Origin of the sequence: Pseudomonas sp. UME65, assembly GCF_014170225.1 — a bacterium.
In the GTDB taxonomy this organism is placed as follows: Bacteria; Pseudomonadota; Gammaproteobacteria; order Pseudomonadales; family Pseudomonadaceae; genus Aquipseudomonas; species Aquipseudomonas protegens.
The window spans coordinates 204,073-222,448 of the sequence record NZ_LZZQ01000005.1 but is presented as its reverse complement, the minus strand read 5'-3'; the positions used below and the strand labels follow the sequence as shown (position 1 = coordinate 222,448).

Sequence of the window (18,376 nt, the reverse complement as noted above, 5' to 3'; positions counted from 1 at the left end):
GCACAAGGACCCTGCCATGGCCCCGGACCTGACCTCCATCGAGCTGTTTCTCAAGGCCCTGACCCTGGGCAACCTGTCCCGGGCCGCCGAGCAGTCGCACCTGTCGCTGTCCGCCGCCAGCCGGCGCCTGTCGCTGCTGGAGCAGCATTTCAAGGTGGCGCTGCTGACCCGCACCTCCACCGGGGTATTGCCGACGGCGGCGGGGCAGGCCCTGGCCGAGCACGCCCGCTCGCTGTTGCGGGCGGTGGATGTGATGCACGCCGACCTGGCCGACTTCGCCAAGGGCGCCACCGGCCGGGTCAGCCTGTACGCCAACAGTTCGGCCATGAGCCAGGAACTGCCCCGGCAATTGACCCAGTGGAGCGACCTGCACCCGGGCATTCGCGTGGACATCCGCGAGGAGCGCAGCCGCGAGATCCTCCTGGCGGTGCGTGACGGCGTGGCCGATGTGGGCATCGTCACCACCCGGCCACGGGGCCAGGACCTGCATTTCATCCCTTATTGCCGCGACCGGTTGTGCCTGATCGTGCCCCAGGACCACCCGTTCAAGATGAGCCACGCGCGCTTTCAGGACCTGTTGGGCTATGACTTCGTCGGCCTGGAGGACAACGCCGCGATCACTCCCCTGATCAGCGAGGCGGCCGCGGCGGTGAGCATGCCCTTGCGCCTGCGGGTGCAGGTGCGCAGCTTCGAGGCCGTGTGCCGGCTGATCGCCGCAGGGCAGGGCGTGGGGGTGCTGCCCCAGGGGGCGGTGCAGATCTTTCGCAAGGAGATGGCCTTGCGTTTTATCGAAATCGACGACCCCTGGGCTGACCGCCAGATGTACCTCTGCCGGCGCCAGGAACAGCCGTCCCTGGCCAGCCGCGAGCTGTTCGACTACCTGGTCGGTTGCGAGCAGGCCGCGGCAGCCGCGGGCTAGCCGCCGGTCATAGCAGGACTCTTCCCGCGTGCCTTCGAATTTTGCGAAGGCGGTTTCCATAATGAGCAATTCCCACTGGCCCCGCGCTGTGGCCAGAATGGGCTCGCCCGTGCGCTTGACCTGCCTCCATAACAACAACACGTCAGACCAGGAGAGACGGCTTGTCCAGGATCAATCCCGCTGTAAAACCTCCCCATCGCATTGCGGTGATCGCCGGTGACGGCATCGGCCGCGAAGTGGTCCCCGAAGGCCTGCGTGTGCTGGAAGCCGTTAGCCGGCGCTTCGGCATCGCCTTGCAATTCGATCATTTCAACTGGTGCAGCGAGCACTACCAGGCCCATGGCAGCATGATGCCCGACGACTGGGCGCAGCAGATCGGTGGCCACGAGGCGATCTTCTTCGGCGCCGTGGGCGCGCCGGACATCGTGCCCGACCATATTGCGGTCTGGGATTCGCTGCTGAAGATCCGCCGCCAGTTCGACCAGTACGTGAACATCCGCCCGGTGCGGCTGATGCCCGGGGTGCCGTGCCCGCTGGCCGGCCGGGCGCCGGGGGACATCGATTTCATCGTGGTGCGGGAAAACACCGAGGGCGAGTATTCCAGCGTCGGCGGGCGCATGTGGGAGGGCACCCCGCGGGAGATTGCCCTGCAGGAGTCGGTGTTTTCCCGCCATGGTGTGGACCGGGTGGTGAACTACGCCTTCGAACTCGCCAGCCGCCGGCCCCGGCGCAACCTGGTGGCGGCCACCAAGTCCAACGGCATCGCCATCACCATGCCGTTCTGGGACGAACGGGTGGAGGCGCTGGCCCAGGCCTACCCTCAGGTCGCGACCCGCAAGTTCCACATCGACATTCTCTGCGCGCACTTCGTCCAGCACCCGGACTGGTTCGACGTGGTGGTGGCCTCCAACCTGTTCGGCGACATCCTCTCCGACCTGGGCCCGGCCTGCACCGGCACCATCGGCATTGCGCCCTCGGCCAACCTCAACCCGGAGCGCCTGTACCCCTCGCTGTTCGAGCCGGTGCATGGTTCGGCGCCGGATATCGCCGGTCTCGGCGTGGCCAATCCGATCGGCCAGATCTGGTCGGCGGCCCTGATGATCGAACACCTGGGGCAGGGCGATGAACTTTACCAGCGGGCCGCGGCGGCGATTGTCGAAAGCATCGAGACGGTGCTCGCCGAAGGGCCGCGCACCCGGGAAATGGGCGGCAATGCCAGTACCGTGGAAGTCGGGCGGGCGATTGCCGAGTGTCTGGCTGGAAACAGGAGCTGAACAGATGACCCTCGAACACTACATCGACAACCAATGGCAAGCCTCATCCTGGGCCGAAGACATTCCGGTGCAGGACCCCAGTACCGGCATCAGCTATGCGCGTATCGCCCGGGGCACCGCCGAGGACATCGACCTGGCGGTGCAGGCCGCGCAACGGGCCCTGGGGGACAACTTCGACGGGCCCTGGGGCAGCCTTTGCGCCCTGGAGCGTGGGCGCCTGCTGGCCCGCCTGGGCCAGGCGGTGCTGGAGCACCATGAAGAGCTGGCGCAGATCGAAGCCCGGGACACCGGCAAGGCACTCAAGGTGGCCCGCGCCGACGCCACCGCCCTGGCGCGCTATTTCGAGTACTACGCCGGGGCCGCCGACAAGCTCCACGGCGAGACCTTGCCCTATCAGGCCGGTTACACCGTGCTCACGGTGCGCGAGCCCCATGGCGTTACCGGGCACATCATTCCCTGGAACTACCCGATGCAGATCTTCGGCCGCAGCGTCGGCGCCGCCCTGGCGGCGGGCAATGCCTGCGTGGTCAAGCCCGCCGAGGACGCCAGCCTGTCGCTGCTGCGGCTGGCGGAGCTGGCGGCCCAGGTCGGCTTCCCGGCGGGCAGCCTGAATGTGGTCAGCGGCTATGGCCACGAAGCCGGTGCCGCGTTGTGCGCCCATCCTGGCGTCGCGCATATCTCGTTCACCGGTTCAACCGGCACCGGCGCCCTGGTGGCCAAGGCGGCGGCCGAACGGCATTGCCCGGTAACCCTGGAGCTGGGCGGCAAGTCGCCGCAGATCGTCTTCGCCGATGCCGATGTGGAGCGGGCGCTGCCCGTGCTGATCAACGCCATCGTGCAGAACTGCGGCCAGACCTGTTCCGCCGGCAGCCGCCTGCTGGTGCAGCGCAGCCTGTATGAACCGCTGCTGGAACGCCTGGCCCAGTGCTTTGGCCAACTGCGCGCCGGGCCCTCGGAGCTGGACCTGGACATGGGCCCGCTGATCAACCAGAAACAGCTGCGCCAGGTCCGGGAGTTCGTCCGCGAGGCCGAGGCCGCCGGTATCCCGGTGGCGGCGCGTGGGCAGGTGGTGGCCGAGGCCGGCAGCGGCGGCTACTTCCACGAAGCGGTGCTGTTTCGCGATGTGCCGCCAGACAGTCGCCTGGCCCGGGAGGAAGTGTTCGGCCCGGTGCTGGCGGTGATGCCCTTCGAGGACGAGGCAGAGGCCATTGGCCTGGCCAACGACAGCGCCTTCGGCCTGGTGGCCGGGGTCTGGACCCGGGACGGTGCGCGTCAGTTGCGCATGGCTCACAAGCTGCGCTGTGGCCAGGTGTTCATCAACAACTACGGCGCCGGTGGCGGCGTCGAACTGCCCTTCGGCGGAGTCAAGGCCAGCGGCTACGGGCGCGAGAAAGGCTTCGAGGCGCTGCTGGGTTTTACCGCCTTGAAGACCATCGCCATTCGTCACGACTGAGGGCCGCCACTACGGCGGCCAATAACAACAAAAACAGGAGTCACTAGCATGCGTCTAGCCCATAAAACTGCCATCGTCACCGGCGCCGGTTCCGGCTTTGGTGAAGGCATCGCCAAGACCTTCGCCCAGCAGGGCGCCCGGGTTGTAATCGCCGACATGAACGCCACGGGCGGCCAGCGGGTGGCGCAGGAAATCCGCGATGCCGGCGGCCAGGCCCACTTCATCGAGGTCAACGTGGCCCAGGACGCCAGCGTTGCCGCGCTGCTGCGCAACACCCTGGAGCAATACGGCGGCCTGGACATCGTGGTCAACAACGCCGGTACCACCCACCGCAACCGGCCGATGCTGGAAGTGGACGAGGCCGAGTTCGACCGGGTGTTCGCGGTCAACGTCAAAAGCATCTTCCTCAGCGCCAAGCACTTCGTGCCGCATTTTCGTGGCCAGGGCGGCGGGGTGTTCATCAACATCGCCTCCACGGCGGCGATCCGGCCGCGTCCGGGGCTGGTCTGGTACAACGGCAGCAAGGGCGCGGTGGTGGTGATGAGCAAGACCATGGCCGCCGAGCTGGGGCCGGACAACATCCGCGTCAACTGCGTCAACCCGGTGGTGGGTGCCACAGCCCTGCTCAGCGAGTTCATGGGGGTGCCGGACACCCCGGAAAACCGCCAGAAGTTCATGGCCACCATTCCCCTGGGGCGCTTCTCCACCCCCCAGGATGTGGCCAACGCCTGCCTGTACCTGGCCTCCGATGAGGCGGCCTTTATCACCGGCACCTGCCTGGAAGTGGATGGTGGACGCTGCGTCTGATGATCTGTAGAAAGCCCTTTGGCTAAATCCAAACCCAGCTACGGAGTGCAGTCGACATGTGTGGGATCGATAACAACACTAGTCACCCCAATACCAAGCAGCTGCTTGAAGGCCTGCCAAAGAACTGGGGCAAGTGGGGCCCGGACGACGAAGTCGGTGCCCTCAACTACCTGCAACAGGCCGAGGTACTGCGGGGCGTGGCCGCCGTGCGCCAGGGCAAGACCTTCACCCTGCAAGTGCAGATCGGCCATCCCGGCGGCGACCCGATGTGGCCGGCACGCAACCCGTCGATGCGTTTCAATACCCTGGACCGCAGCCACTATCAGGCCGGCAAGCAGCCCTCCATGACCGGTGGCGCCGAGTACTGCGACGACGTGATCTTCATGCAGCTGCAGGGCTCGACCCAGTACGACGCCCTGGGCCATGCCTGGTACGACAACCAGCTGTGGAACGGCTACGACGCCAGCAGCACTGTCGGCGGCATGGCCAAGGCCAGTGTGTTGCCGATTGCCGAGCGCGGCGTGGTGGGCCGTGCGGTGCTGATCGACATGGCCCGGCACCGCGGCAAGAAGTACCTGGGGCGCGGCGAGACCTTCAACCATCTGGACCTGCTGGCCGCTGCCCAGGCCCAGGGCGTGGCCATCGAGAAGCGCGACATCCTCATCATCCGCACCGGTTCCATGGGCGCCTTCTACGAGTACGGCAAGACCGAGTTCTTCAAGGACCTGGTGGAACCCGGGCTGACCTACAGCCGGGAACTGGTGGACTGGTTCAACCAGATGGAGATCCCCAATCTGGTCACCGACACCATCGCCAACGAGGTGATCACCGACCCGGTGTCCGGGGTGCAGATTCCGCTGCATTGCGCGCTGATGCGCAACCTGGGGATCGCCTTCACCGAGATCGTGCTGCTTGAAGAACTGGCCGAGGATTGCGCCGCCGATGGCCAGTGGACCTTCCTCTACACCGCCGCGCCGCTGAAGATCGTCGGCGGCAGCGGAGCGCCGGTGAACCCCATCGTCATCAAGTAACCGCTGTTTGCTGGTGGCGAGGCAGGCGCAGGGTTTATCCTGCGCCCCCTCACCAAGACCGATAGGGATCATCGACCGATCATGCATGACGATTCACATTCGCCGGACTGCAGTTGCTGCCTGGATCATGCCAGTGCCCATCAGGGTGTGCTCGATACCCTGGAATTGATGGCCGGCCACCCCGAGGCCAGTGAAGACGACATCGTCCAACTGCTGCAGGCGCGTGGCTACTCGGCCATCGCCGCGGAAAAACTCAACGCCTTCGTGCCATCGGCCCTGGCCTGGATCGTGCTCAAGCGCCTGGGGGTGAAACACCTGCCCAACCACTTCATCGCCCTGGATGAGAAGGGTGAGGAGGTCCGGGTTCCAGTGGCCGACCAGCACTATTTTACCGCCGCGCTGACCCTGGCCTACAACACCTTTGAAAACGGCTGGAGCGAGGTCCTGCCGCGCAAGACCTACGAAATGGTGGCTGGCCGCAGCGCTGAAATGGCCATGGCCAACGAGGCGCTGTATGCCGGGGAATCTTTGCAGGGCTCCACTCTGGAACCCTTGCAGCTGCTGCGCCTGGATGCCCAGGCCGCGCTGACCTGAGCACCTGGCGCAACACTACCTACACTGATGGGCAGTCACCCCGGCCGAGAACCCTTGCGTATGCGGGCCGCTGGCCGGGACCACCCGCCTTCAGTACAGGAGAACCCCCATGAACCATGAATCCGTTTGCATCGTCGCGGCGGCCCACACCCGCTTTGGCCGCCTCGATGGCAGCCTGGAAGACCTGATTGTCCAGGTCACCCGCGACGTGCTGGTGGACGCCGCCATTGACGCCGGGGCGATCGATGCGCTGTTTCTCGGCCAGTTCAACTCCGGGCTGGTGCCTGATGGTTTTCCCGCGTCCCTGATGCTCCAGGCCGACCCGCAGTTGCGCTTCAAGCCGGCCACCCGCTGCGAAAACGCTTGTGCCTCCGGCTCGGCGGCGATCCAGGCCGGGATCAACGCGATCCGCAGCGGCGCCGCCGAACTGGTGCTGGTGGTGGGGGCGGAAAAGATGACCGGCAACAGCACCGCCGAGGTCACCCGGGCCCTGGCCGGGGCCGGCTACCAGAACGACCCGCAAGAGGCCGGCCTGAGCTTTGCCCAACTGTTCGGCCAAGTGGCCCAGCGCTACACCGAGCGCTACCAGAGCCCCCTGGCTGCCATGGCGGCGATTGCCGTGAAGAACCACGCCAACGCCATGGCCAACCCCCTGGCGCAGATGCATCGGGCCATGGATTTTGCCCACTGCAACAGCGTTTCGCCCGGCAACCCGCTGATCGCCGAGCCCCTGCGCCTGACTGACTGTTCGCTGATCAGCGACGGCGCGGCGGCGATCCTCCTCGCGTCGCCGCGCCGGGCCCGGGAGTTCCGCCGTGAAGTGGCGATCCGCGCCCTGAGCCAGGTGAACGACTTCCTGCCCATGGCGCGCCGCGACGTGCTGGCCTTCGAAGGCCCGCAACTGGCGATCCAGGGCGCCTTGCACGAGGCCGGCCTGGGCCTGGACGACCTGGCGTTCGCCGAAGTCCACGACTGCTTCACCATCGCCGAACTGCTGATCTATGAAGCCATGGGCCTGGCGCCCAAGGGCGAAGGCCATCGAGCCCTGGACGAAGGCTGGGTGAATGCCGACGGACGCCTGCCGGTGAACCTCTCCGGCGGGCTCAAGGCCAAGGGGCATCCGGTGGGCGCCACCGGTGTGTCGATGCATGCCCTGGGCTTTCGCCAGTTGACCGGCGAGCCCATTGGCCTCGCCGCGCGTTCGCCGGAGTTCGGCCTGTTGTTCAACATGGGCGGCATGGCGGTGGCCAACTACGCCTCGGTGTTGCAGGCCGTCAGGGTGTAAGGGGTTCCGGCCACGCCGGCGTTCAGTGTGCCGGCGTAGCGCCCAGGGGCCCCCAGTCCAGTCTACGGGCCACTCTCCAGTACCCCGGTTCCTGGCACATGCCAACGTAGAAGGGTTTATGAGCGAGCAATGGCTTTGGCGGCTTGTGGGTCACCTTGCTGTCGCGCACCTTGATGCAGTAGCGGGTGTAGTTGCGGATCTGGTTGAGGCTGACGTCGATCAGGTCCTGGGGGCAGATCAGCAGTGCATCACCGAACAAGAACTGCTGGAATCCCTGGATCTCCAGGCGGCCCTGAGGGCTGAGTCGGGTTTTCCACATCAGCGGGTCGAGGTCCTGTAGCTCAAACTCCTGCTGCACCGAGTAGCGTTCCACGGCTCCCTGGCGAACCTCCAGGCCGCCTGCGGCCTTGTAGGTGATCTGGCTCATGGCCCCGGGCAGCATCAGCAGGAAGGTGCAGGCCATCAACAGTGCGCAGGCTACCGAGTAGGCGATGCGTTTGTAGAGGTCCGCGTTGAGGCAGTAGAAAATCACGACGGGTAGCAGGGTAAAGGCCAGCACCAGCAGGTTCAGGATTGCCGGGAAATGGGGAGCTTCACTCAGCACCTCGTTGCTATAGGCATTGAGCAGCAACAGGCTGGGAAAGACTCCCGATATCACCGTGCTGGTCAGGCAGAAGGTGATGAGGTAGGTAAAGCCGATCCTTGAGGCCCGTGTCGCCTTGCCTGGTTTGTTCACGTTGCTGTCGAGCACCTCCTTGAAGGCCGGGCGCGAGAGCACCCCCCAGCAGGCGAGCAGCACCAGTGTCACCACCAGCAGTATGGCCAGGCCCGGATCAAGCCATTCGCTGAGGTAGTAGCTGATCAGAATGAAGCCGCCAAAGCCCGCCAGGACCGGCAGGGTCAGCCATACCACGACGTTCTTCAGGTGTTCGGGCGTGGAGTGGAACAAGCTGCACGCCAGTCCGAAGAGCAAGGTGGTGGTGGCCAGCAGTATCAGATAGAGCACCATCAGTACCAGCACGATGACCAGCCACACCGCCAGCGCCGATTTGGCATCGATGGCGGCCATGAACAGGTCGGTGCGGCCTATTGCACGGGTGTACAGGTACAGGCTCAGCAGGCCCTGGCCGGCTGCGCCCAGTCCGATGAGGGTGCCGATCGGTCCCCAGTACGTGAGCACGCGCTTGAAATTTCTCCTGAACACCTCTTCAAAGGCGGGTCCTGCGACTTGCATGTGGGCACTCCCTGGCGACGTTGATGGCGCGGGAGTAGAGCAAGACCTCATGGGCTGTGTCGATGCTTTTGCACGCTGGCCCGCTGGCAACCGTGCCATCCCTGGCACTGTTGCGCTTCAGCGCGGGTATGCCGCCCGGCCATGAACCCGCCCCTTGCGCCCCGCCGTCAGGCGATAGGCAATGCCCAGCCAGACAAACCACGCCGGCATCACGCACAGCGCCAGGCGGGTGTCCGGGCGCAGGGCCAGCAGGCACAGGACAAACAGCAGGAAGGCCAGGGCAAACCAGGCCATGGGCACGCCGCCGGGCATCTTGTAGCGCGAACGGGCGTGCAGTTGCGGGTGCTTTTTGCGGTAGGCGATGTAGGACGCGAGGATGGTCGACCAGGTGAAGATCACCAGGATCGCCGACACCGTGGACACCAGGGTGAAGGCGGTCATCACCTCGGGAACCACGTACAGCAGCAACACCCCCAGCAGCATCAGCAGGGTGGTGAAGCTCAGGCTGATGACCGGCACGCTCTGGCCCGACAGGCGCTTGAACAGGCGCGGCGCATTGCCCTGGTCGGCGAGGCCGAAGAGCATGCGGCTGGCCGAGAACACGCCGCTGTTGGCCGAGGAAGCGGCGGAGGTCAGCACCACGAAGTTGACGATGCCCGCCGCCGCCGGGAAGCCGGCAATCAGGAACAGCTCGACGAACGGGCTCTTGTTCGGCGACACCTGCTGCCAGGAGGTCACGGCGATGATGCAGGCCAGGGCCAGCACGTAGAACAGGATGATCCGCAGCGGTATGGCGTTGATGGCCTTGGGCAGGGTGCTGTGAGGGTCGCGGGTTTCCGCGGCGGCGGTGCCGATCAGCTCGGTGCCGGCGAAGGAGAAGATCGCCATCTGGAACCCGGCGAAGAAGCCCAGCAGGCCGTGGGGAAAGGCCGCTTGCCGGTCCAGCAGGTGGCCCAGCGAGGCGGTCACGCCCGAGGGCGAGACGAACGAACTGGCGATCAGCACCAGGCTGACGCCGATCAGGGTGACCACGGCGATGATCTTGATGATGGCGAACCAGAACTCCACTTCGCCGAACAGCCGCACCGTGAGCACGTTGAGGGCGAACAGCGTCAGCATCATGCTGACCGCGGGCATCCAGGCCGGCACCCCGGGGAACCAGTACTGGAAGAAACCGCCCACCACCACGGCGTCGCCCACCACCGCCACGCTCCAGCTCAGCCAGTAGGACCAGCCGAGAAAAAAAGCCGCGCGCGGCCCCAGGTAGGCGCCGGCAAAGTCGGCGAAGCTCTTGAATTGCAGGTTCGACAGCAGCAGCTCGCCCATGGCGCGCATCACCAGGTACACGAACAGGCCGATGATCATGTAGATCAGGATGATCGAGGTACCGGACATGGCGATGATCTTGCCCGAGCCCATGAACAGCCCGGTGCCGATGGCGCCGCCCATGGCCATGAGCTGGATGTGACGGTTATGCAGGGTGCGTTGCAGCACGGGGCGCGCAGGGGCCCCGAGGGTATCTGGAGTCATCACAAAACCTCTTGATTTTATAGTTGTCGAGTTTTGGCAGTGCAGGGTGGCTGGGGCTGCGCGCTGTGGTTGTAGGTCGGGGTGGCGCAACCGGTTCGGGTTGGGCCGCTGCACAGGGGCACGGGGCGTTTTCCCGTGCAGCGGCCATGGGGGTATTGCCTCAGCCGCTGGCCAGCCGGCGCGGGGCGCCTGTGGCGGCGTCGGGGCCCTGGCCGATCAGTTGGTACAGGTCCTTGATGTTGGCCGGGGTCGGCACCAGGTGGATCCGCTCGCCAATGCCGTGTTCGCGCGCCTGGTCGTGCAGGTAGCGCAGGGACGAGAAGTCCTCCAGGGCAAAGCCCACCGAGTCGAACACCGTGACCTGCCGGGCATGCTCGCGGCCCGGTTCCAGGCCCTGGGCGATGCGGAAGTATTCGGTCACCGCAAAGTCCGCCGGCAACTGCTGGATATCACCCTCGATGCGCGTTTGCGGCTCGAACTCGACGATCACCCGGGCATTGCGCAGGATCTCTGCGTGCAGCTCGGTCTTGCCCGGGCAGTCGCCGCCCACCGCATTGAGGTGCATGCCGGGCTCGATCAGCTCCGGGGTGAGGATGGTGGCGTAGGCCTTGTCCGCGGTCACCGTGGTGACGATGTCGGCGCCCTTGACCGCATCGGCCACCGACTCGGCGATGCGCACCTTCAGGCCCGGCCAGGCTTGCAGGTTGTGCTTGAGCTTGCGGGAGGCGGCCGGGTCGATGTCGAAGATCCGCAGCTCGTCGATGCCGAGCATGTCGTGGAAGGCGATGGCCTGGAACTCGCTCTGGGCGCCATTGCCGATCAGCGCCATGGTTCGGCTGTCCGGGCGCGCCAGGGCACGGGCCACCAGGGCCGAGGTGGCGGCGGTGCGTACCGCGGTGGTCAGGGTCAGTTCGCTGAGCAGCACCGGGTAGCCGCTGTCCACCTCGGCCAGCACACCGAAGGCCATGACCGTGAGCAACTGCCGGGCCGGATTGCCAGGGTGGCCGTTGACGTACTTGAAGGCGTACTGCTGGCCATCGTCGGCGGGCATCAGTTCGATGACTCCGGTGGGCGAGTGGTTGGCGGTGCGCGGGGACTTTTCGAAGGCTTGCCAGCGCAGGTAGTCGGCCTGGATATAACCGGCCATTTCACGGATCGCCCTGGCGACACCCAGGCTCTTGTACAGCGCCGCTGCCTGATCCACATCGATAAACAAGGTCATGGTGATTTCCCTCTCGGTCGGAACGTTGAACACTGCGGGAGAGCGCGCCTGGCGCGCGCTAGCGGTTGGCATGGCCGTGCAGCACATTGACCGCATTGATGCCGATCTCATCCACCATGTAGCCGCCTTCCATCACGAACAGGGTGGGCGTGCCCACCGTGGCGATGATCTGGCCCATGCCGAGAAAGTCTTCGCTTTCCAGCAGGAAGTGGCTGATGGGGTCGTCCTTGAACGTGTCCACGCCCAGGGACACCACCAGCAGTTCGGGAGCGAAGGCCCGCAACTGTTTGCAGGCCAGCTCCAGCGCTTGGCGGTAGTGCCGCCAGGTGGTGTTCTTCGGCAGGGGCAGGTTCAGGTTGCAGCCTTCGCCGGCCCCGCTGCCGCGCTCGCTGGAATGGCCCGAGAAGTAGGGGTAGGACACGGCCGGGTCGCCGTGCAGCGAGACGAAGAGCACGTCGCCACGGTCATAGAAAATGTTCTGGGTGCCGTTGCCGTGGTGGAAGTCCACGTCCAGCACCGCCACCCGCCTGGCGCCCTGGGTGATGGCGTGCTGCGCGGCGATGGCGGCGTTGTTCAGGTAGCAGTAGCCGCCCATGTATTCCCGTGCGGCGTGATGCCCCGGCGGGCGGCACAGGGCGAAGGCGCTGTCCTGGCCTTCATCGATCAGGGCCAGGGCGGTGAGGGCGATATCGGCGCTGGTGCGTACCGCATCCCAGGTGGTGGCGGTGATCGGCGAGCCGGCGTCCATGGCGAAGAAACCCAGCTTGCCGTCGATGAATTCGGGCTCCTGCTGGTTGGCCAGGTCGCGCACCGGCCACACCAGGGGCAGGGCGTCGTGGCTGCGGCCGGTGGCGGTCCATTCGCTCCAGGCGTTTTCCAGGAAGCTGACGTAACGTTCGCTGTGGGCGGCCACGTAGCAGGCGCGGTCGAAGCGCCGCGGGCCGATGATCTCGCCAAGCCCCACGTGGCGCACCCGGTCTCGCACCGTGTCGGCGCGGCTGGGTTGCTCGAAGGAGGGCTTGAGCACGCCATCCTTCAATTCGGTGCCATGGTGCAGGCGGTGGGATTCGCTGAAGACGGTAAGCATGCTGAACGCATCCATTGTTATTGTCCGGTGCAAATAGTTTGTTCCGGCATGGCTGCGAATTCTTTGCTTTTTGTTCGGGTGCAATTAGAGTTTTGGGTAATATTTTCCCCGTTGGTGGCTGATTGTGAAAAAAACGACTCGCAGCGTTAACCTCGACGACACCGACCTGGCGATTCTTGCGCTGTTGCAGCAGGACGCGAGCATTTCCAACGCCGAGCTCAGCGAGCGCCTGTCCCTGAGCCTTACCCCCTGCTGGCGGCGGCGCAAGCGCCTGGAGGAGGAGGGGGTGATCAGGGACTACCAGGCCAACCTCGACCGGCGCCTGCTGGGGCTGGACATCCTGGCCTTCGTCCATGTGCGGTTCGCCACCCACTCCGACCAGACCCCGGACGATTTCGAGACGGTGATCATGCGCCTGCCCGAGGTCCAGGCCTGCCACAAGATCACCGGCGACGCCGACTACCTGCTGCAGGTGCTGGCCCGTGACCTGGACAGCTACAGCGACTTTGTCGAGCACGTGCTCAGGCGCCAGCCGGGCATTGCCTCGATCCAGTCCAGCCTGGCGCTGCGCGAGGTCAAGGCCACCAGCCGCCTGGCGATTCCCCAGCCGCTACCCAGGTAGGGCGGCATCAGATTTCCGATTTTTTGTGCCGGGCTATTCAATGATTGCCCTGCAGGTACTTTCGGCGCGGTCGTGCGCTCGCGTTCCAGCGAGGCAGGCAACAGCAGTGTTGAGCAGGCCATGGATGCAGAAGCAGCAGCGCCTGGCCGCGGCGCTGCCCCGGCCCCAGGGCCTACTGAAATTCGCCGGACTCCAGGCAGAAGGCGACCAGGGCCTGGTCGCTGTCCAGGTTGAGCTTGCGGATCGCCGAGATCTTCTGCGCACTGACGGTCTTCACGCTGCGCTTGAGGTTGGCGGCGATCTGCATCATTGATTCGCCGCGCACGAAATGCCGCAGCACTTCGTATTCCTTGGGCGTAAGGCTGCTCAGGCCGTCGGCCATGGAGCGCAGCGGGCTGCTGTTGAGCTCGTTCTGCACCAGGCTCGGCGGGTGGTGGATGCGCCCCTGGCGGACGTTCTCCAGGGCGCTGAGCAGCTCGCTCATGTCATGGCGCTTGGGCAGTACCGAGCGCACGCCGATGTCATACAGCGCGGCCACGATCATCGGGTTGGACATCATGGTCAGCACCAGCACCTGGACCCTGGGGAAGTGCCGGATCAGGTAGGTCACCAGGCGTATGCCATCGCCGAAGGTCGGGTCGCCCTCCATGAAGTAGTCGGTGATGACCACGTCGATCCGCGGGTCATCCGAAAGTTGCTGGACCAGGGCACTGGGGGTGGTGACAGCCGCCACCACCTCGTACTGGCGGGTCTTTTTCAACAGGTCGCTGACGGCAGCGAGCACCAGGGGATGATCGTCGGCCAGGGCAACGCGTATTTTTTTCATGGTGGACACGATCCATTGTCAAAAGGGAATGCGCAGAAATGCGGGTACTAGGAGCGTTCATTCGAGCTGGCTGATGTCTTGCAAGGCGTGCAGCAGCATCAGGCTATGCGTGCGCGTGGTAGCCGTCAAACCGCTCTGGCGCAAGCTCTGCCCCAAGTCGTGGACCTGCAGGATCAGCGCTTCCTGGCCAGCCACCGCCAGCGACCCGCGCACCCGGTGCAGCAACTGGAAGATGCGCTCGTAATCCTCCTCGTCCAGGGCCTGGCGCAGGTGTTCCACGTCCTGGCCCATGGTGCGGGCAAACAGTTCCCGCAGGTTCGGCGGCAGGCCATCAACTGGCGCGTTGCCAGGCGCGGCTGCCGGCTCGGCGGTCGGCTCCGGGGCGAGGCTGGTGAGCCGTGCCAGGCTGGCCCGCAGGGTCTGCAACGGCACTGGCTTGACCAGCCAGGCGTCCATCCCGCAGGCCTGGCAGCGGGCCTCTTCGTCGCACATGGCATTGGCGGTGATGCCGATGATCGGCCGGTCGTCCCCGGCGGCGCGCAGGATGCAAGTGAGTTCGTAGCCGTTCATGCGCGGCATGTTGACGTCGGTCAGCAACAGGTCGTAGTCGCCGATGCGCCACAGGTCCAGGGCTTCCGCGCCATCGGCGGCCAGGGTATTGCGGCAGCCCAGTTGCTGCAGCTGATGGCTCAGGGTCGCCTGGTTGATCGGGTTGTCCTCGGCCACCAGCACGTTCAGGCCCAGGGGGGCCAGAGTGGCGATGTCCCGGGCCGGCAGTTCCGGTTCGGCAGGAGCGTCGGGCGCGCCGCCCAGGGTGCGTTCCAGCAAGCGGCCGATGGCATAGTAGTCGCCGGCCTCGGCCAGGCCCGCACCGGGGGTGCGTTGCTGGCCGCCCAGGTCGATGCGCAGCAGCCCGGGGGGCAGGGCCTCGGACGCTTCGGGGCGGTCATCGAACAGCCGCAGGAGAACGCCCTGGCCCTGGGGAGGTGGGGCCGTAGCGTCCACGGGGGTGGCCTGGGCGTGCCACTTCTGCAGCCACTGGCAGAGGTTGTCGGTGAGTTCGTGGTGCGGGCTTTGCACGTAGATTCGCGCGCCGCCCAGGTCGGGCTGGCGCTCGGCGTCGGGGTCGCTGGCCACCGGCAGTTCCAGCTGCATGGAGAAACTGCTGCCCAGGCCCAGCTCGCTGGTGAGGTGGATCTGGCTGCCCATCAGCGCCGCCAGCTTGGCGCAGATCGACAGGCCCAGCCCCGCGCCGTGCACTGTGTGGGAGTGGGCGTCGATCTGATAGAAGGGGATGAACAGCTGCTGCTGTTCTTCCTTGCCGATACCGATACCGGTGTCCGCCACCTGCAGCGACAGCAGCACCCGTCCCTGGCTGCCGGGCTCGGCCCGGGCGCGCACTATCACCTGGCCCGAGTGGGTGAACTTGACCGCGTTGCTGATCAGGTTGGTGAGGATCTGGCTGATCCGCCCCGGATCGCCGAGCAGGGCTGGAGGCAGTTCTGGATCGACCCAGGAAAACAGCAGCAGGCCCTTGTTCCGGGCACTGTCGACAAAGCTTGCGGTGCAGCGCTGGACCAGGGCCCTGGGATCGAACAGCTGATCCCCCAGGGACAGCTGGCCGGATTCGATGCGGGTGATGTCGAGGATGTCGCTGATGATCTGCAGCAGCAGCCCGGACGACACCTGGATGCGTTCGAGCAACTGGCGCTGTTCGCGGTCCAGGTCGGTCAGGCCCATCAGTTCCAGGGAGCCGAGCACCCCGTACAGCGGCGTGCGGATCTCGTGGCTCATGGTGGCGAGGAACACCGACTTGGCGCCGTTGGCCTTGTCGGCCGCCTGTTTCGCCTGGGTCAGTTGCTGCTCCATCTGGGCCCGCGCACTGAGGTCGGCAAAGGCGCAGATCAGCACATCCTGGTTGCGGTAGCGGGTGGGGGCGAAGGCGATGTAGAACGAGCGTCCGTCGAAGCTCTGGAAGTTTTCGATCTCCCCCGGCTCCCGGGCCCGGGCGATGCGCTCCAGCAATGCCGGGTCCAGACCGCTGGCGTCCAGGCTCTGGCCGACCTGGGTGGTGAACCATTTGAGGGCCAGGTTGTTGGCGAAGACGATCCGCCGGTCTTCGCGGCTGAGCACGCACAGGGCCACTGGCGTGGTCTCCAGCAGGGTGCGGCTGAACTGATGGTTTTCCACCAGCTCGGCGTGAGCCTGTTGCGCCGGCGCTATGACCCGGCGCTGGTACCAGCGCGCATAGACCCTGGCGGCCAGGGGGCTGAGCATCAGCAGCAGGAAGATCGCCGCCAGGGACCAGGAGTGGCCGAGGAACAGGGTGCGGTAGCTCAACAGGTAGTAACCGCTCCAGTGGCCACTGGCGTCGTTGATCCGGAACAGCAGGCCGTCGCTGCGCACGTTGGCCCCCTCGTGCAGCGCCAGGGGCGCCGGTTCATCCCCCAGCAGCAGGCCGTCGAGCCGGCCCTGCAGCCAGAACTTGTCGTAGAAGTGCCGCCGCTGCGGCGTGGTGAAGACGTTGATGCGGTCCCTGTAGGTGAGGCAGGCAGCATAGGTGCCGGAACTCTGCAGGCCGCTGCCGGGGGCAAGGTTGTGCAGGGCGGTGAAGGCGATCATGTGCTGGGGAAAGTCCTTGAGACGGATCCAGCGGATCGCGTCGCTGTCGCTGCTGGTAGCGCTGGCGCGCACCGCATGCAGGCCTGCCAGGACCAGGGGGGTGGTCAGCCGCGGCCAGCGGCTGCCGATGGTGGGCACGGTAAAGCTGCTGCCGGCACCGGCGTCCACCACCAGCAGGGCCGAAGCGGGAAAGCTCGAGCGCACCCAGAAGCTGGAGTAGAGATCGGCCAGGTAGCGCCCAAGGCCGGCTGCTGCGGCGCTCTGGTGGGGGCATTGGGCCAGGTCCTGGCAGACCAGGGTGAAGGGGGTTTCCACCGAGGAGGGGTTACCCTGGAACAGGGTCGCGCCCACCGCCTCCTGTTGCTCCATGAGGTGGAAGAGCTGCGCCGGATCCTGGTCCGCGTCCTTGTATTGCAGGCGCTTCTCGCCGGCCAGCCGCTGGAGCAGAGCTTGCTGCTCGCTCATGTAGCGGGTCAGCAGTTGGAAGTCCACGGCAATCCGTTCCTGTTCCTGGCGGATGATCCGCTGGCCGCCCCAGAACAGCGCGCCGCCCATGACCAGCAGCAACGGCAGAATGAGGAACAGCACGAGATTCAATCGTCGGAAGTTTTTCGCGATGCGGCGTAGCGGGATGTCTGGCATGGGAGAGAGGAGGCGGGCCGGGTAGGTGACGAAAAGGGTGGAGTAACAGTGCATCCCAGCAGTTGTGTGAAGGCGTCCAGCTCCAATGCGGCGGAAATAAGATACCCCTGGGCACTGTCGCAGCCAATCTGGCGCAGAAATTCCAGGTCACGGGCCGATTCCACGCCCTCGGCCACCACTTCCAGGCCCAGTTGCCGGCCCAGTTGCACCGCCGCCACCAGGGCTGCGGCGCGGGCATCGTCGGCTGCGGCGCCATGCACGAAGTGGCGGTCGATCTTCATCTCGGTAAAGGGCGTGGAGATCAGGCTGTACATGGAACTGTAGCCCATGCCGAAGTCGTCCTGTGCCAGGCCGAAGCCTTTGAGGCGCAGGCGGCTGGCGCCCATATGATACTGCCCGGGGGACAGTGGCCGCTCGGTTTCCAGCAGCTCGAAGCAGATATCGCTGGTGGCCAGCCCCGAGGCGAGGGTGATCTGCTGCAACTGGTCGGGCAGGCCGGGGTCGTCCAGCAGTCCGGTGGGCAGGTTCACCGATACGCTGAGGCGGTGGCCCAGGCGTTGCCAGTGCTGCTGCGCCTGGAGGGCGTCGTCGAGCATCAGCAGCAACAGCGCATGGTCCAGCTGGCAGCGGCTGATGGAGGCAAGGAACGAGTCCGGCATCAGCAGCCCGAAGGACGGACTGTTCCAGCGCACCAGGGCCTCGGCGCCGACGATCCGGCCAGTGCTCAGCGAGCGCCGGGGCTGGAACCGGGCCTTGAGCTCGCGGCGTTCGATGGCCCGCTCCAGGACCTGGCGGTCGAACACTGCCTCGTGCTCGGGCCGGGCTGCCAGCACCGGGTCCTGGCTGTTGCCGATGATGGCGCTGATCTGCTCGACGTGGATCGCTTCCAGGGGCTTGGGGAAGGTGCCGAGTACCGCCAGGCCCTTCTCCTTGGCCATCAGGCTGACGCTGTTCATCAACCGCCGCGAGCAGGACGAGACGATGGCCAGGATCGGCACCTGGTCGACACCGGTCAGGGCATGGATGAACTGCACTCCATCCATTTCCGGCATGTGCAGGTCCACCAGCACCAGGTCGTAGACCTGCCGGTGCAGCATGGCCAGGGCCTGGCGCGCATCGAGGGCGCTGTCCACCCGGCCGAACCCGGCCGCCTGCAACAGGTGCCGGGCCTGCAGGCAGTGGATCGGATGGTCGTCCAGCACCAGGACTCGCAGGGGCTTGAGCATGC

15 protein-coding genes are annotated in these 18,376 nt (G+C 65.9%); 8 read left to right on the top strand and 7 right to left on the bottom strand.

The genetic code is table 11. From position 1 onward, the window contains the following. The first annotated feature begins 16 nt into the window (after positions 1–16). From A9971_RS04610 to A9971_RS04580, 7 genes are all read left to right on the top strand, one after another. On the top strand, positions 17–919 hold the full coding sequence (locus A9971_RS04610; protein WP_077934424.1) for a LysR family transcriptional regulator: 903 nt from the start codon (positions 17–19) through the stop codon (positions 917–919). Positions 920–1,080: 161 nt separating this feature from the next. Further along, a complete protein-coding gene (locus A9971_RS04605) occupies positions 1,081–2,193 on the top strand; it encodes a tartrate dehydrogenase (RefSeq protein WP_011061925.1) in 1,113 nt (370 codons plus the stop codon). Positions 2,194–2,197: 4 nt separating this feature from the next. Then, on the top strand, positions 2,198–3,646 hold the full coding sequence (locus tag A9971_RS04600) for an aldehyde dehydrogenase family protein (RefSeq protein WP_077934423.1): 1,449 nt from the start codon (positions 2,198–2,200) through the stop codon (positions 3,644–3,646). A 48-nt stretch (positions 3,647–3,694) separates the two neighbouring features. Beyond that, positions 3,695–4,453 (top strand): SDR family oxidoreductase, encoded by a 759-nt coding sequence (locus A9971_RS04595; RefSeq protein ID WP_011061923.1) that lies wholly within the window; start codon positions 3,695–3,697, stop codon positions 4,451–4,453. Between the two features lie 56 nt (positions 4,454–4,509). Then, on the top strand, positions 4,510–5,484 hold the full coding sequence (locus A9971_RS04590) for a cyclase family protein (protein WP_123430542.1): 975 nt from the start codon (positions 4,510–4,512) through the stop codon (positions 5,482–5,484). Between the two features lie 81 nt (positions 5,485–5,565). Next, positions 5,566–6,078: a hypothetical protein gene (locus A9971_RS04585; RefSeq protein WP_077934421.1), complete on the top strand. Its 513-nt coding sequence runs from the start codon at positions 5,566–5,568 to the stop codon at positions 6,076–6,078. Positions 6,079–6,187: 109 nt separating this feature from the next. Then, positions 6,188–7,363: an acetyl-CoA acetyltransferase gene (locus A9971_RS04580; RefSeq protein WP_015636069.1), complete on the top strand. Its 1,176-nt coding sequence runs from the start codon at positions 6,188–6,190 to the stop codon at positions 7,361–7,363. 22 nt (positions 7,364–7,385) lie between these two features. Here A9971_RS04580 and A9971_RS04575 read toward each other — a convergent pair whose 3' ends face one another. The 4 genes from A9971_RS04575 to A9971_RS04560 form a co-directional block, all read right to left on the bottom strand. Further along, positions 7,386–8,597, bottom strand: a complete 1,212-nt coding sequence (locus A9971_RS04575) for a hypothetical protein (RefSeq protein ID WP_011061919.1) — start codon at positions 8,595–8,597, stop codon at positions 7,386–7,388. A 117-nt stretch (positions 8,598–8,714) separates the two neighbouring features. Then, positions 8,715–10,127 (bottom strand): amino acid permease, encoded by a 1,413-nt coding sequence (locus A9971_RS04570; protein WP_015636067.1) that lies wholly within the window; start codon positions 10,125–10,127, stop codon positions 8,715–8,717. Positions 10,128–10,287: 160 nt separating this feature from the next. Next, positions 10,288–11,349 (bottom strand): ornithine cyclodeaminase, encoded by a 1,062-nt coding sequence (locus A9971_RS04565; RefSeq protein ID WP_183001483.1) that lies wholly within the window; start codon positions 11,347–11,349, stop codon positions 10,288–10,290. 58 nt (positions 11,350–11,407) lie between these two features. After that, positions 11,408–12,436, bottom strand: coding sequence for a histone deacetylase family protein (locus A9971_RS04560; RefSeq protein ID WP_183001482.1), 1,029 nt, complete (start codon positions 12,434–12,436; stop codon positions 11,408–11,410). A gap of 124 nt (positions 12,437–12,560) precedes the next feature. Here A9971_RS04560 and A9971_RS04555 point away from each other — a divergent pair, with 124 nt between their 5' ends. Continuing rightward, positions 12,561–13,058, top strand: coding sequence for an Lrp/AsnC family transcriptional regulator (locus tag A9971_RS04555; RefSeq protein ID WP_011061915.1), 498 nt, complete (start codon positions 12,561–12,563; stop codon positions 13,056–13,058). A 172-nt stretch (positions 13,059–13,230) separates the two neighbouring features. Here A9971_RS04555 and A9971_RS04550 read toward each other — a convergent pair whose 3' ends face one another. The 3 genes from A9971_RS04550 to A9971_RS04540 are packed head-to-tail and all read right to left on the bottom strand — an operon-like array spanning position 13,231 to position 18,374. Continuing rightward, positions 13,231–13,884 carry a response regulator transcription factor gene (locus A9971_RS04550; protein WP_011061914.1) on the bottom strand — a complete coding sequence of 218 codons (654 nt, stop codon included), beginning with the start codon at positions 13,882–13,884 and terminating at the stop codon, positions 13,231–13,233. Positions 13,885–13,941: 57 nt separating this feature from the next. Next, a complete protein-coding gene (locus A9971_RS04545) occupies positions 13,942–17,094 on the bottom strand; it encodes an ATP-binding protein (protein ID WP_310889325.1) in 3,153 nt (1,050 codons plus the stop codon). Between the two features lie 5 nt (positions 17,095–17,099). After that, positions 17,100–18,374: an EAL domain-containing protein gene (locus A9971_RS04540; RefSeq protein ID WP_011061912.1), complete on the bottom strand. Its 1,275-nt coding sequence runs from the start codon at positions 18,372–18,374 to the stop codon at positions 17,100–17,102. Between the last annotated feature and the right edge of the window lie 2 nt (positions 18,375–18,376).

Excerpts from the sequence above, each read along its gene's own strand:
- A9971_RS04610 (WP_077934424.1), top strand. The coding sequence starts at position 17 with ATGGCCCCGGACCTGACCTCCATCGAGCTGTTTCTCAAGGCCCTGACC.
- A9971_RS04600 (WP_077934423.1), top strand. The coding sequence starts at position 2,198 with ATGACCCTCGAACACTACATCGACAACCAATGGCAAGCCTCATCCTGG.
- A9971_RS04595 (WP_011061923.1), top strand. The coding sequence starts at position 3,695 with ATGCGTCTAGCCCATAAAACTGCCATCGTCACCGGCGCCGGTTCCGGC.
- A9971_RS04590 (WP_123430542.1), top strand. The coding sequence starts at position 4,510 with ATGTGTGGGATCGATAACAACACTAGTCACCCCAATACCAAGCAGCTG.
- A9971_RS04585 (WP_077934421.1), top strand. The coding sequence starts at position 5,566 with ATGCATGACGATTCACATTCGCCGGACTGCAGTTGCTGCCTGGATCAT.
- A9971_RS04580 (WP_015636069.1), top strand. The coding sequence starts at position 6,188 with ATGAACCATGAATCCGTTTGCATCGTCGCGGCGGCCCACACCCGCTTT.
- A9971_RS04575 (WP_011061919.1), bottom strand. The coding sequence starts at position 8,597 with ATGCAAGTCGCAGGACCCGCCTTTGAAGAGGTGTTCAGGAGAAATTTC.
- A9971_RS04570 (WP_015636067.1), bottom strand. The coding sequence starts at position 10,127 with ATGACTCCAGATACCCTCGGGGCCCCTGCGCGCCCCGTGCTGCAACGC.
- A9971_RS04565 (WP_183001483.1), bottom strand. The coding sequence starts at position 11,349 with ATGACCTTGTTTATCGATGTGGATCAGGCAGCGGCGCTGTACAAGAGC.
- A9971_RS04560 (WP_183001482.1), bottom strand. The coding sequence starts at position 12,436 with ATGCTTACCGTCTTCAGCGAATCCCACCGCCTGCACCATGGCACCGAA.
- A9971_RS04550 (WP_011061914.1), bottom strand. The coding sequence starts at position 13,884 with ATGAAAAAAATACGCGTTGCCCTGGCCGACGATCATCCCCTGGTGCTC.
- A9971_RS04540 (WP_011061912.1), bottom strand. The coding sequence starts at position 18,374 with ATGCTCAAGCCCCTGCGAGTCCTGGTGCTGGACGACCATCCGATCCAC.